This is a genomic window from Domibacillus sp. A3M-37 (assembly GCF_024213455.1).
In the GTDB taxonomy this organism is placed as follows: Bacteria; Bacillota; Bacilli; order Bacillales; family Domibacillaceae; genus Domibacillus; species Domibacillus tundrae.
The window spans coordinates 91366-104189 of record NZ_JANAVL010000008.1 but is presented as its reverse complement, the minus strand read 5'-3'; the positions used below and the strand labels follow the sequence as shown (position 1 = coordinate 104189).

Here is a 12824-nt window from a genome sequence, read left to right as displayed (position 1 = left end):
TTTGAACCTGTCGAACATCGACAAAAAAGCGCGACTCAGCTTTCGTTCTGCTGAGTCGCGCTTTTTGCTTCTTTATTAAAATTGACGCGTCCATCCTTTGTAAATGAAACACCTTCTTCTATTAAAAGACGGCGTTGCTCCGCTCTGGACGCTTCATCCGGCACATTGATTTCCCCTTTAGCGTTGACAACCCGGTGCCATGGCAGATTGTGTTTTTCACTCATCGAATGTAAAATGCGGACGACTTGGCGGGCGGCCCTCGGACTTCCTGCAAGCCGTGCCACTTGGCCGTATGTTACGACAACGCCCGACGGTATGTCTCTTAAGACCCGGATTACGTCTTCTGTAAAAGGTGTCACTCCGGAATCCCCACTTCAATATGGTGGAATGAATCAACGTCAAACAAGCCTTTATCCGTCAGCTTCAAGCTCGGAATAACCGGCAGGCACAGGAATGATAAAATCATAAAAATATTTTGTGATTCTTCCGCCACAAGAGCCAGCTGTTCATGCAAGTGATGCAGTTCCTGAATCACTTCTTCATAAGGCTTTTCCGACATAATGCCGCCAACACGGAGTGGAACTGATGCCAAAACGCGCCCGCCCTCCACAATCGCAAGCCCGCCATGCATGTCTTCCACCGCTTCAATCGCCGCTAAAATGTCTTCATCATTCGTTCCGGCGACCACTAAATTATGCGAGTCATGGGCGACCGTTGATGCGATGGCGCCCCGTTTTAAACCCAGCCCGTTGACTATACCGGCTCCGATACTGCCGCTCGCATGATGCCGCTCGCAAACAACGATTTTCAGCTGATCCCGCTCAACATCAGGCACAAAAAATCCACCCTTTGTTTTCACATTAGCCACAATTTTATTCGTAATAATCCGTCCCGGCACAACGCCGATCACCATAGCTTTTTGTCCATCTTCAAGCGGAATTTGGAGCGCTTCTTTCGTGACTTTCTTTATATTAATGGAGGATTTTACGGACTCCGGCACGAGCGCCCGCTCGCTTTTTACATTGTTTATATCCACGATCCGGCCGTTTTTAATAATCGTCTCGGGCTGCAGCGTTTCTATATTTTCCACGATTAACAAATCTGCTTGATAACCGGGGGCGACAGCTCCTTTATCTTGCAGACCATGGCAAGCCGCGTTATTGATCGTCGCCATTTGAATCGCGATAAGCGGATTAAGGCCGTGCTCCATCGCTAAACGCGCGGCGTAATTTACTGTGCCTTCTTCCACCAATTCATCCAAATGCTTATCATCGGTGCAAAACGAAAACCGGCTGCTGTTCCGCTCATGGATGGCTGGCAAAATCGCCAGCAAATCTTTAGCCGCTGAGCCTTCCCGTACTAAAACGTGAATGCCCCGCCGGACACGCGCTTTCGCTTCCTCCGCCGTCACCGCTTCATGATCATTGCGGATACCTGCCGTGCTGTATACATTCAGTGCTGTATCCGAAAGGCCCGCCGCATGACCGTCTACTGTTAATCCGGCAGCTATTGTCATCTCAATTTTCGCCAGCATCCCGTCGTCCGCATTTAAAACCGATGGATAATCCATTACTTCCGCCAGTCCAATCACCTTTTCATGAGACAAATAAGGATGAAGGTCATCTGCAGTTAATGTCGCCCCGTTTTGTTCAAACGGCGTTGCCGGCACACAGGAAGGCAGCTTCATTAAAATATCAATGCCTGTATGAGACGCGTCTTCAAGCATATAGTCAATACCTGTTGTACCCGCTACGTTAGCAATTTCATGCGGATCGGTGACAACGGTTGTGACTCCGTGCTTGATCAGCGCCCTTGAAAACTCGGATGGTGTGACCATTGTGGATTCAATATGGATATGGCCGTCAATAAAACCGGGCATTACATATTTCCCTGAAGCATCCAATACCTTTTTCCCTTTCGGATACGTGCCAATGCCGATAATGCAGCCATCCTTAATTGCGACATCGGCCAGAAACGTTTCGAGCGAAAAGACGTCGACAATCATGCCGTTTTGAATAATCAAATCCGCTTCTTCCGGGTGCTGCGCCGTATGAATCAACCTCTTTATCGCATCTGTCATGCCACTTCCCCCTTTATCTTTTTTGTAAGCCGTCGGTGTTTGTGAACTGTCTCACTAGTTTTTCATATTTTACTCGAAAAGGTTCGGGTTGCAAACTATTTTTGTTTAAAAACAAAAAGGCCTGTTCTCATCATCTTTGATGGAAAAGGCCTGTTCTTCTTCTATTGAATTTGTGACTGATTTTCTTTTAAGAGAAAATAATGCCTCCGTCAATCAAAACAGATTGTCCTGTCATAGTTTCCTGCACAGCTTCTTCGTTTAGTTTATGTCATTAATAACAGCATTAATCCCATCCTGGGCTAATCGAAGCGCAATGGCTTTCCCAATTTCTCTACCTGATCCGGTAACAATCGCTATTTTTTCTTTCATGACGTTTCCTCCTTCAATTATTGATGAAGTGCCTGTCCCTCTGCATCAAGCAATGCTTCATGAATCGCTTCTGATAATGTCGGATGGGCGGCGATAAAATCATGCAAAATATCCGCGGTCAGCTCCGCATGAATCATTAATGTCCCTTGCCCAATCAGCTCTGTCGCATGCGGACCAACAATCGATAATCCGACAATTCCATCCACTTCCGGCTCCACAATCACCTTCACTTTTCCGGGAGGTTTACCGGTGATCAGCGCTTTTCCATTCGCCGCAAACGAAAACTCGCCAATCCGGATATCGTCTCCATATTGCGCACGCGCCTGCGATTCTGTTAAGCCAACTGAGGCTATTTCCGGCGATGTATACACGCAGCGCGGCGACAGTTTCTTCATGAAACGCAACGTGCGCCAGCTGCACTGGCTCTGATCCTGAAGCGATAATAAACTTGTCCGCTTGAAGCGTTTCTTTCTCGCCGCCATTTCGAATGAGAATTGAATGAGAATTCAAAAAGCAAGCGCTCCCTTTTTTAACTGTAATTTTGTTCTTTTTCATTAAGTATCCGATACCGCCGACAAGCTGCTTCACAATTTGTCCTTTTCTTCCCTGGACGTTTTCCCAATTAATCACTGTTTGTCCGTCCGGCAGTTCGATCCCGAATGTTGAGGCTTTTTTTACCTTTTCAGCCATTTCAGCGCTCTCAAGCAGCGCTTTCGTCGGGACACAGCCGACGTTTAAACACGTACCGCCTAAATCCTTTTCCTCAATCAATGTGACCTGGCTGCCGCTTTGAACCGCCGCGATCGCCGCAACATATCCAGCCGGGCCGCCGCCAATAATCGCAATATGTGCCATTCCCCCGCACCGCCTTTCATCTTTTCACTTTTTTAATGCAAGCTGTGTGCCAACAAAAAAAAGCGGCAGGACTGCATTTTTGCGTCATGCCGTTTCTAAAAATGAGACGCTGTCTCATTTTGTCTAACGTTGTGAAACCGATTGAACACGGTCTACCTACTGTTTCGCTTCCAAAAGCCCTAAACCCGTTTTTTCACGCACATACTTAACAGTGCGGACTATCGTTTGCCTTTGTCGAAGCATATCCGCTACTTCTTGATCCAGCGCTTCATCCGGCTGAACGACAATCTGCCAATTCACGCGCGCCAGCCGCTCTCTTAAGACAACAATGTGGAGAACGAGCATAACAATGATGAAAAATGATGTGAGCTGTGTCATCGTCTCTTCCTTTCTCCTTGTTTCAAAAAGGATAACGTGAAAAAGAAGATAATTCTAGAAAAAAGCCATTTCAGAATGTCCCTGAAATGGCTTTTGAATTAAAGATCCCCTGTTAAAAACTGCGCTTTGCCGAATCCGAAGCTCCAGTCGGCATCTCCGTTGATCGCGATAGAAATCATCACATCTTTCGGGTCAATGCCGCAGCTTTCCTGAAGTTCCTCGACGATATACTGATACAACTTTTGTTTTTGTTTTTCAGTTCTTTGCTTGCTTGTGATGCTGATCAACACAACATCTTTTGAGCGTTCAAAGCCAAGACCTGTGTCTTCAACAATCATTTCGTGCGCCGGGTGCTGGTGCACGATTTGATAACGATCGCGTTCCGGAACTTCAAACGCCTTGAGCATTCCGCGGTGCGCCGCATCAAGCAGCTGCTTTAATTCTTCCTCTGTTCTTCCTTCAATAACATCAAAACGCAATAATGGCATAAATAAGTTCCCCCAATCCTATGTATGCCTTTACTGTATCACCATTGTTATTTTATCACAATATTCTTTCAATTTAACCTTATGGCAACTAGCTGTAACAACCTGCCTTCATTCATCTCATATTACCATGGGTTTTTCATCCATTTTAATGAAAATGAATAAGAGATTTTTTTATTGAACGACAAGTAAAGACACATTCTATTGGAGGAGGATTTTTTTATTTTCTGTCATCAGAAATAATTATAGTTTATGGAATCAAATCAATTGCTTGTTTTAACAGCCTAATGTCTTTTGCTATCTCTTTTTTAATATCGCCGTCACCACAGCGCATGTAATCCATATATAATAACTTGAGCTCCTGCTTAAAAATACATCGGTCTGCTGTGAGTCCCATGATGGACACATCCTTTGCCAACTTTTCTTTTTAACATCATAGTAATATTTACCCACTCCCATGAAATATATTCCTGATTTCAGAAACTCTTTATTTTCAGAAAATGCCGAATAAAAAGAACGTTTCTTTCATTGGTTAAACACACTTTTTTTCAAAAGAACATGTCCGCATGAACCGGCTCTTTCATGCGCTGCTTTTATAGAAGCAGCGGCGTTGGGCTCGCGACAAGGACTCCTGCGGAACTAGCAGGCAATGAAGGAAGCCATATCGTCAGCTTTACAAATAACAAACAGTGCATCCTGGCTAAAATGTCCGAAATAAATATTATGTACTACATAACAAAAGAACGTTATCCATATACGCCTATCACTACTCAATTGCCTGTGCTTTACTACATTGAGGCTATTGCCCGGGAAATGCCTTCTTTTTCAAACGAAATACGCACACACAATAAAAACTCCTGCTGTCGCAAGAGTTTTAATGGTTAATTTACTTATGTTTTCTTTAAAAATAGATAGTAATTCACATTTAAAGCCGGCTCATCAGAATATGTCACCTGCGTCGATCTGTTTTCAGCTGAACGTACATAGTTTTCAATCCGCCAAATGCCGTCAATGTCCGGGTAAAACGAGATTTTTCAGCGTTTCTTCATCCCCGCGGTTCTTGGCATCCATGACAATCGCCAACTTCAAGTAAATGTTTGCCCAGGCCTTAGACAATCCTTCCATTAAGTATCAATACTTTTGATCACTCTTGCTGGATTACCGCCTATCACAACATTGTCAGGAACATCCTTCGTCACAACCGCCCCTGACGCGACCACAACGTTATCACCGATCGTCACACCGGGATTTACAATCGAGGCACCGCCAAACCAGACGTTATCGCCAATCGTCACAGGCTTGGAAAATTCGCGTCCTGAATTACGTTCGTCCGGGTGGAGGGGGTGTGTCGCCGTATAGATGTGAACGCCCGGCGCCATCATGCAATTTTTCCCGATTTTCACTTCACATACATCCAGGATGACGCAGTCAAAATTAGCAAAAAAGTTTTCACCGACGTGAATGTTGTATCCATAGTCGCAGCGGAACGTCGGCTCAATGTATACGTGCTCTCCCGTCGAGCCGAACCATTCCTTCAGCATGGTGATGCGAAGTTCTCCTTCTTCTTCGGTTGTGGCGTTGTATAGTCTTGTTTTTTTACGGGCATCAGCTCGATCCTTCATTAGTTCGGTGTCCTGAGGATCATACATCTCGCCCGCCAGCATTTTTTCTTTTTCGGTTTTCATGCTTCCACTCCTTTGCAAACGATTTCTTTTATCCTATCATTTTTGATTAATTCCACCATTTTATAAGAGCTCGGACGCCATGCAAAATGGCTTCCCAGCCGTATGAAATAACGTCAATTAACACATCAGCCAAATACCAGTTGTCCTCATGTTTCTTTTTTCTTTTTCGGCCCATTGTATCCACCCCTTGTTTTCCTTTTTCATACGAATGAATGGCAGAATTTGTTTCATTTTCTTTTCCTTCCTGACGCGTGCTATAGTAAAGATAATTATTGAACGGAGGCGGCCAGAATGCGGGCGTTTGTTTACGTTATCGTCTTTTTTTCTTTTTTTGATTTATTTACACAGCTGCCGATTATGAGCCCGTTTGCGGAATCGCTCGGGGCGACGCCGTTTTTAATGGGGCTTGTTGTTGGGATGTATTCTTTTTCAAATACGATTGGCAATGTGTTGTCGGGATTTTGGACAGATAAAAAAGGGCCGTTTCGTGTTCTTGTGACGGGCCTTTTTGCTACGGGCGCCGCTCTTTTCATGTATCAGGCGGCAGCGGATGCGGGATCATTGCTGCTGATCCGGTTCGTTCATGGTTTGCTGGCCGGCTTGATCACACCTGCCGCATTTACCTATTTAGCGAATCATGCGTCCAATGAGAAAAAAGGCAAAGGCGCAGCGATTTCGGGGGCTTTTGTCGGTATGGCGGCGATCATTGGACCAGCCTTCAGCGGGATTATGGCGAACCGGACGAACGAAGCGGCCGTCCTTGGCGTAACAGCGGCTGCTATGATCGTACTTGGGTGCATGGCGCTTCTTTTGTTAAAAAAACAGCCTGACCATGTCTTATCTGTTCAGAAAGAAACGACATCGCTGCGTGATTTTTTCCGAAACACCAGCGTGCTCAAAGCATTTACTGGCGCTTTTCTGCTCATGTTTTCACAGGGAGTTCTTGCATACATGCTTCCTTTAAAAGTAATCCGGCTCGGCTATGATATCCAGACGAGCGGCCTTCTGCTAAGCACATTTGGAATTGTCGCCATTTTTATTTTTCTCTCACCTTTAAATCGTCTGTTTGACCGGCTGCGACCGGAAGTAACGTTTACATTCGGAATTTTGACGATGGGAATCAGTCTGGCGCTTCTCAGTCAGGTGGAGTCATCTGCCCTTATTTACGTAATCATGGGATTATATGGAGCTGGTTTTGCCTTCTTATTTCCTTCCATTAATTCATTGCTCGTCAGCACCGTTTCACCGGAGAGCCGGGGAAAAGCGTACGGTTATTTTTATGCGTTTTTCTCGCTTGGCGTTGTGGCGGGATCGACGGTTACCGGCGGACTATCTTTAACGCCGCCTCAAGGACTGTTATTCACTGGAGTGCTGCTTTGCAGTGCCGGACTATTTGTCATAATTCGTCACCTGAAAAAAGCATCCGTCAAATAAGATCGGATGCTTTTTCTTTATGTTTAAGCGTGCTGAATACTTTCCACCGGTTGGGCAGAAGGCTTTCCAAAGTAATAGCCTTGCGCAAGCGGAATGCCGGCCTCACGGCAATAGTCATATTCTTCTTTGCGTTCAATGCCTTCTGCCAGTGTTTTGATGCCGAGGTTTGAGGCAGTCGCGAGCGCTTTATTGATAAATGATTGCTTTGTTTCATCCTGATCACAGAATGAGACGTACGACCGGTCAATTTTAATATAGTCCGGCTGTAATTGCTCCAGCATTTCAATGGTGGAAAAACCTGCACCGACGTCGTCCAGTGCTACTTTAATGCCTTCTCTTTTGTACACATTCAGCACTTCTTTCAAATGCTCTACATCTTCTATTTTTTCCGTTTCAACCACTTCAAAAACAAGATCATCCGGATCTACATTATATTTTTCAATAATATTGAACGTGTGCTTTAAGCAAAATTCCGGATTATAGATGGTGGAAGGCAAAAAGTTAATAAAGCTCTTTTGACCGTCCTGAATATGTTGTTTTCGCGCAATAATAGCGCTTTCCCGGGCCTGCTTGTCAAGATACGAATGCATACCCAGTTTTTGAGCAGTATCAAATAGTCTTCCTGGTGGAATTGCCGCTTCTTTATTTGTTCTAAGGAGGGACTCATACCCGTAGACACTGCCAGAAGCTGTTTCCACAATCGGCTGCAGAAAACTGACAAACTGCCCTTTTTCGATCACACGGATGACCTCTTGATGTGAAAACCAGTCCACTACATCACGAAGCGGTGCAGTCCGAGCCGGCATCTTGTCACCAGGCCTGCCGATCCCCCCAATTAATCCATTGTCCTGAATAAGTTCAAGCTTCCCCTCGGCTTCTTTTATCGTTTGAAAATCAATAAAAGACCAGTCATCTTCGTTTGAAATAAATAAACGTCCCGGCTCGTAAAATCGAATCGGAATCCGGCATTCAATACAGCTTTCCGCCATGTGCTCATACCCCTTTTTATAAAATAAATACCCCGAACATAGTGAATATTACCTTAGTCCCCCTTTCAGGGGCCAAATAAACTTTTTTCCACCATAATATATAAGTAATTTTCACTAGTTTATCATTTTGAAATGAAGGGGTTCAAGCTGGGTTGTTTGAAATTAAACAAAAGTGGTTAAACTAGTAAGACATAACTCTTCGTAAGGAGGAATTTTAACATGACTGCAATTGTTTTGTTTGATGGTGATTGCAACTTTTGTGATGCCAGTGTTCAATTTATTATAGAGCGCGATTCCAAAGGATATTTTAATTATGCGTCCTTACAAAGTGACGTCGGACAAAAGCTTTTAAAAGAGCACAATATGCCAGACGATTTGGACAGCTTTATGCTTGTGGAAGATGGGGTAGCGTATATTAAGTCTGCCGCCGCGCTCCGCATTACCCGCCACTTGGATGGTGCCTGGAAGCTGCTGTACGCACTTATTGTCCTTCCGGCGCCGCTTCGTAATTTTGTATATGACTATGTCGCCGCCAACCGGTACAAATGGTTCGGCAAAAAAGACGATCATTGTATGCTTCCATCACCGGAAGTACGTCAAAGATTTTTATAGGATTAAAGGCTAGGAACGCGGCATCGTGCCGCAACGCCTTTATGACCCGCATCCTGCGGGCCCAAGCGCAAGGCAGCCGTTCAGGCCCGGCAGGCGTAAGACGGGCCAGCAGGGTGGCCCTCTTTGCCACACAGCTGTGACGGCTTATGACCGAGGGATTGGCTGCCTGGAGCTGGACAACGTCCAAAAATATATACTTTCTGATCTTTTGATAGGAGGACCTGCTTATACGGCAGGTTCTTTTTTTGGGCAGAAAACCAGTCAAGCCGGTATCTTCCTTTTGTTTGTTCCATTATGATAATAGCTAGTGTCGCCGTGATATTTTGATTAGCCGTTTATACATAAAGGCGGATCGTGATACACTAGATTTACATCATTTTTCACAACGGAAAACTACTAATGGAGCTGACGCGTTATGTTATCGAAATATAGCATCCCGAATCTTGGCATCGACGAAATCGACAAGCAAATTTTGTCCTTGCTGCATGAAAACAGCCGCATTTCTTATACGGATATCGCCAAGCAGGTTGATCTCTCCCGTGTCGCTGTGCAGGCCCGAATCAATAATTTAACCGAGCAAGGCGTGATCGAAAAATTCACAACGGTGATCAACCCCGCCAAAATCGGCATTCATGTGTCGGCTTTTTTTAACGTGGAAGTAGAGCCTCAATTTTTAGAGCAGGTCGCCACCCACCTTGAAACCGAGGCTGCGGTTACGAGTTTGTATCATATGACCGGCCCAAGCAAGCTCCATATGCACGGGATATTCACCGACAATCAGGAAATGGAACGCTTTTTGGCAGAAAAGCTGTATCCGCTCCAAGGCGTCGTCAGCGTTGACTGCCAAATTTTAATTAAGCGGTACAAAAGCCGGATGGGAATGAAATTGTAATACTGCGCTTGGGGCGGTATATGCAAATTTAGAGCGGTATTTGTACTGCCTGGGGCGGAAAAATGTTTTACCGCCCCAGGCGCAGCACATACCGCCCTAAAAGAAAATATATCGCCCATTATTAGCGGCCGATTGCCGCCCCGTCCCCGCGCGGATCAACACCTCCATGCAGAAATCCTTGTTCATCACGCACAATCGCATTGGCGTGGCCCATGATTTTGTCTATTTCTTCTACGCGATTCACAATATGGCCTGCAGCTGAAAGCTTCTCTGTTATTTGTTCCTGCACTCTGCTTTCAATCTTCAGCTCCTGCGTGTCCTCTCCCCACGTTCTTCCCCAAACAAAACGAGGTTCACTGATCGCCTGCTGCGGGTTCATTCCATAATCAATCATTCTTGTAATAATGGCGGTTTGGGTCTGAGGCTGCCCCTCGCCTCCCTGCGTTCCGTATAAAATCGCCGGTTTACCACTCTTCATCGCCATCGCCGGCATCAGCGTATGGAATGATCTCTTTTTTGGCTCCAGACAGTTCACATGATCAGGATCTAATGAAAAAAATGATCCCCTGTTTTGCATCGTAATGCCCGTGTCACCCGCCACTATCCCTGAGCCAAATTCAAAATAAAGACTTTGAATAAATGATACCGCATTTCCTTCCTCATCCACGACCGCCGCGTGCGCCGTATCGCTGCCAACCGGCTGCGTCACTGTGTCACTTGCCTGATTTAGGCGGATTTCTTTTGCCATTTCTTTTGCGTAGGACTTGCTCAACAATTTTTGGAGCGGAATATCATGAAAATCAGGATCTGTCAGAAACGCATTACGGTCTTGAAAACTTCTTTTTAACGCTTCAACAAGCAAATGGTAATATTCATACGAGCCATGCGGAATATCTGCCAAATCGAAATATTCCAAAATATTAAGAGCCATCAAGCCAACGAACCCTTGTGAATTGGGCGGGACTTGATGCATCGTGTAGCCGCGGTAGGTTGTCTCTAAAGGCTCCTCCCAGCTGCCTTTATGAGCGGAAAAGTCTTCAAGCGTCAGCAATCCGCCTTTTTCCTGTAGAGAGGAAACTATTTTTCCGGCCATTTCTCCTTTGTAAAAGTCATCCCGTCCTTTTTCGACAAGCTGCTGAAGTGTTTTCGCTAAGTGTAACTGGATAAATCGCTCATTTATCTCCGGTACGCGGTTTTCCGGCAGAAAAACAGCGGCCGTATCTTTATCTTGTTTTAACATATCCACATTTTTTGCCGTGTTCACATGATGATCTTCTGAGAGCGGAAATCCACCGGATGCATATTCAATTGCAGGTGCAAGAACGTCTGCCAGAGACATTTTTCCATACTTTTTCAATACGGCATCCCAGCTGTCTACCATTCCTGGAACGGTAATCACACTTTGAATGCCGCGAAATGGGATGGACTTGTATCCTTCATATTGATCTCTTGTAACACCGGCGCCTGTGCGGCCGCTGCCATTATAGGAGTTGACTTCATTATTTTCCGCGCTATATGCAAGCCAGAATGAATCACCGCCAAGACCTGTCATATGCGGATACACAACCGCCAGGCAGGCACTGACCGCTACAGCCGCATCAAAGGCATTTCCTCCTTTTTCAAGAATCGCATTACCCGCCTTTGATGCTAAATAATGAGGACTCACGACCATCGTTTTTGTGCCAACAACTGCTTTGTTCATATCACTTTCTCCCCCTCTAAATAATCTTCTGTTTCTTCAACATAGCCTTTATTATCTGTGAACATGAATAGAATCGCTCCAAAAATCAGCAGTGTACCCGATAAATAAAAGCCAAATTCCAATTTTCCAGTCGCATCCGCGAAAAAGCCCGTAATGTATGGCGCAAAGATAGAAGACAGCATACCGCTGAAGTTAAAAAAGCCATACACTTTTGAATACATGGAAGGCGGTGTAATATCTGCCAGGTAAGAAATTAAGACAGGATCAAGTGCCAATTTTCCAAGAAGTCCGTATAGAGCTAAACCAACAAGCAAAAGCGAATAATTTTCCGTATAAGGAATAGCAAACTGACATATTGCTCCTGCTATTGCCAGTGAAATGATCAATGGCTTTCTGTTTTTTATTTTATCAGATAAAAAGCCGAATAAAATAGCTCCCGGGATTGAAGCCCATGGTACAAGCGATGCAATGATACCTGTTTGTGAAGCTTCCACTCCTCTAACCGTCTGCAAGTAATAAGGAAGCCATGTCAGCATACCGAAAAATCCATAAAGCGAGCAGAAAATCAGCACATACACAAGGATATGATTTTTCGTAAACAATTTTTTCATATCAAGCTTTTCTGTTTTTCCGGCTGCCTTTGCAGCTGCTTTCTTCTTGTGCGTATCATCTCGAACAAAGACAGCGATTAAAATAGCAACAATAATGGTGGGAATCGCAAACACATAAAAAGGATACTGCCACCCTTTATTTAACGTATAGGTAAAATAACTCGACGCCATAAACCCTAGTGAAATACCGAATGCCATCCCGCTATTAATGAGTGCAGAAACGAGACCGCGATACTTTTGAGGGGTAATTGTAGACGAAATCCCGTATTGAGAGCCGTAATATGTACCTTCCCCGAGCCCTGTCAGCGCACGCATCATTAAAAACACAAGAAATGTTGTCGCCGTGCCGCTTAAATAAGTCGCTAGGCCAAATACTAAATAACCGATAACGAGCACTTTGACACGACCGAACTTATCAGCTAAAAAGCCTGTCGGAATCTGCATCGCTGCATAAGCCGCAAAGAATACCGTTGACATTAACCCAAGCTGAGATTTATCAAGACTCCATTCTTCCCCGATGCTCCCCATGACAGGCGAGAGAATATTCCGATCCGCGTACATAAAGACCCAGCCAAGGAAAAAGAGAAAAATAACAAAAGCAGGATGTGTGTTTTTCATATGATGAGCTCCTTCTCGTAGTTGATAGGGACATCATAAATAAAAAATTCGAATAAATATTCTTTTCTGACAGATAATCTTACATATATTTTTTCGAAACGTAATCTTTTTATC

13 protein-coding genes and 3 pseudogenes are annotated in these 12824 nt (G+C 44.8%); 3 read left to right on the top strand and 13 right to left on the bottom strand.

Annotated elements, in window-relative coordinates:
• Window positions 1-35: 35 nt before the first annotated feature.
• The 10 genes and pseudogenes from NLX67_RS13655 to NLX67_RS22825 form a co-directional block, all read right to left on the bottom strand.
• Window positions 36-359, bottom strand: coding sequence for an MGMT family protein (locus NLX67_RS13655; protein ID WP_254312108.1), 324 nt, complete (start codon window positions 357-359; stop codon window positions 36-38).
• The gene (gene ade, locus NLX67_RS13650; RefSeq protein WP_254312107.1) at window positions 356-2080 is read right to left on the bottom strand and encodes an adenine deaminase; all 1725 of its coding nucleotides are present in this window, start codon (window positions 2078-2080) and stop codon (window positions 356-358) included. The genes NLX67_RS13655 and ade overlap by 4 nt, the downstream gene beginning before the upstream one ends.
• 270 nt (window positions 2081-2350) lie before the next feature.
• Window positions 2351-2449 (bottom strand): annotated as a pseudogene (locus tag NLX67_RS23055) (enoyl-ACP reductase); the annotation flags it as partial.
• A gap of 17 nt (window positions 2450-2466) precedes the next feature.
• A pseudogene (locus NLX67_RS13645) lies at window positions 2467-3304 on the bottom strand (FAD-dependent oxidoreductase).
• Between the two features lie 156 nt (window positions 3305-3460).
• Window positions 3461-3682 (bottom strand): hypothetical protein, encoded by a 222-nt coding sequence (locus NLX67_RS13640; protein ID WP_046179509.1) that lies wholly within the window; start codon window positions 3680-3682, stop codon window positions 3461-3463.
• Between the two features lie 98 nt (window positions 3683-3780).
• Entirely contained in the window at window positions 3781-4170 is a 390-nt protein-coding gene (locus NLX67_RS13635) for a tautomerase family protein (RefSeq protein WP_046179510.1), read from the bottom strand.
• 247 nt (window positions 4171-4417) lie between these two features.
• On the bottom strand, window positions 4418-4564 hold the full coding sequence (locus tag NLX67_RS13630; protein ID WP_172645550.1) for a hypothetical protein: 147 nt from the start codon (window positions 4562-4564) through the stop codon (window positions 4418-4420).
• 493 nt (window positions 4565-5057) lie between these two features.
• Window positions 5058-5289, bottom strand: a pseudogene (locus NLX67_RS23235) (hypothetical protein); the annotation flags it as partial.
• 2 nt (window positions 5290-5291) lie between these two features.
• On the bottom strand, window positions 5292-5852 hold the full coding sequence (locus NLX67_RS13625; RefSeq protein ID WP_254312106.1) for a maltose acetyltransferase domain-containing protein: 561 nt from the start codon (window positions 5850-5852) through the stop codon (window positions 5292-5294).
• A gap of 46 nt (window positions 5853-5898) precedes the next feature.
• The gene (locus NLX67_RS22825) at window positions 5899-6027 is read right to left on the bottom strand and encodes a hypothetical protein (protein WP_256519859.1); all 129 of its coding nucleotides are present in this window, start codon (window positions 6025-6027) and stop codon (window positions 5899-5901) included.
• A 116-nt stretch (window positions 6028-6143) separates the two neighbouring features.
• On the opposite strand from NLX67_RS22825, the gene NLX67_RS13620 reads away from it, so the two are divergent.
• On the top strand, window positions 6144-7286 hold the full coding sequence (locus NLX67_RS13620; protein ID WP_254312105.1) for an MFS transporter: 1143 nt from the start codon (window positions 6144-6146) through the stop codon (window positions 7284-7286).
• A gap of 23 nt (window positions 7287-7309) precedes the next feature.
• On the opposite strand, the gene NLX67_RS13615 is transcribed toward NLX67_RS13620, so the two are convergent.
• Window positions 7310-8275: an EAL domain-containing protein gene (locus tag NLX67_RS13615; RefSeq protein ID WP_254312104.1), complete on the bottom strand. Its 966-nt coding sequence runs from the start codon at window positions 8273-8275 to the stop codon at window positions 7310-7312.
• A 219-nt stretch (window positions 8276-8494) separates the two neighbouring features.
• Between NLX67_RS13615 and NLX67_RS13610 the strand changes: the two genes are divergently transcribed.
• Window positions 8495-8887, top strand: coding sequence for a thiol-disulfide oxidoreductase DCC family protein (locus NLX67_RS13610; protein WP_046179514.1), 393 nt, complete (start codon window positions 8495-8497; stop codon window positions 8885-8887).
• Between the two features lie 415 nt (window positions 8888-9302).
• Window positions 9303-9779: a chromate efflux transcriptional regulator ChrS gene (gene chrS, locus NLX67_RS13605; protein ID WP_046179516.1), complete on the top strand. Its 477-nt coding sequence runs from the start codon at window positions 9303-9305 to the stop codon at window positions 9777-9779.
• A gap of 121 nt (window positions 9780-9900) precedes the next feature.
• On the opposite strand, the gene ggt is transcribed toward chrS, so the two are convergent.
• Window positions 9901-11481 carry a gamma-glutamyltransferase gene (gene ggt, locus NLX67_RS13600; protein WP_254312102.1) on the bottom strand — a complete coding sequence of 527 codons (1581 nt, stop codon included), beginning with the start codon at window positions 11479-11481 and terminating at the stop codon, window positions 9901-9903.
• The gene (locus NLX67_RS13595) at window positions 11478-12710 is read right to left on the bottom strand and encodes an MFS transporter (RefSeq protein ID WP_254312101.1); all 1233 of its coding nucleotides are present in this window, start codon (window positions 12708-12710) and stop codon (window positions 11478-11480) included. Before NLX67_RS13595 ends, ggt begins: the two co-directional genes overlap by 4 nt.
• Window positions 12711-12824 lie beyond the last annotated feature (114 nt).

Coding starts and splice junctions, on each gene's coding strand:
- ade (WP_254312107.1), bottom strand. CDS start 2,080: ATGACAGATGCGATAAAGAGGTTGATTCATACGGCGCAGCACCCGGAA.
- NLX67_RS13640 (WP_046179509.1), bottom strand. CDS start 3,682: ATGACACAGCTCACATCATTTTTCATCATTGTTATGCTCGTTCTCCAC.
- NLX67_RS13635 (WP_046179510.1), bottom strand. CDS start 4,170: ATGCCATTATTGCGTTTTGATGTTATTGAAGGAAGAACAGAGGAAGAA.
- NLX67_RS13630 (WP_172645550.1), bottom strand. CDS start 4,564: ATGGGACTCACAGCAGACCGATGTATTTTTAAGCAGGAGCTCAAGTTA.
- NLX67_RS13625 (WP_254312106.1), bottom strand. CDS start 5,852: ATGAAAACCGAAAAAGAAAAAATGCTGGCGGGCGAGATGTATGATCCT.
- NLX67_RS22825 (WP_256519859.1), bottom strand. CDS start 6,027: ATGGGCCGAAAAAGAAAAAAGAAACATGAGGACAACTGGTATTTGGCT.
- NLX67_RS13620 (WP_254312105.1), top strand. CDS start 6,144: ATGCGGGCGTTTGTTTACGTTATCGTCTTTTTTTCTTTTTTTGATTTA.
- NLX67_RS13615 (WP_254312104.1), bottom strand. CDS start 8,275: ATGGCGGAAAGCTGTATTGAATGCCGGATTCCGATTCGATTTTACGAG.
- NLX67_RS13610 (WP_046179514.1), top strand. CDS start 8,495: ATGACTGCAATTGTTTTGTTTGATGGTGATTGCAACTTTTGTGATGCC.
- chrS (WP_046179516.1), top strand. CDS start 9,303: ATGTTATCGAAATATAGCATCCCGAATCTTGGCATCGACGAAATCGAC.
- ggt (WP_254312102.1), bottom strand. CDS start 11,481: ATGAACAAAGCAGTTGTTGGCACAAAAACGATGGTCGTGAGTCCTCAT.
- NLX67_RS13595 (WP_254312101.1), bottom strand. CDS start 12,710: ATGAAAAACACACATCCTGCTTTTGTTATTTTTCTCTTTTTCCTTGGC.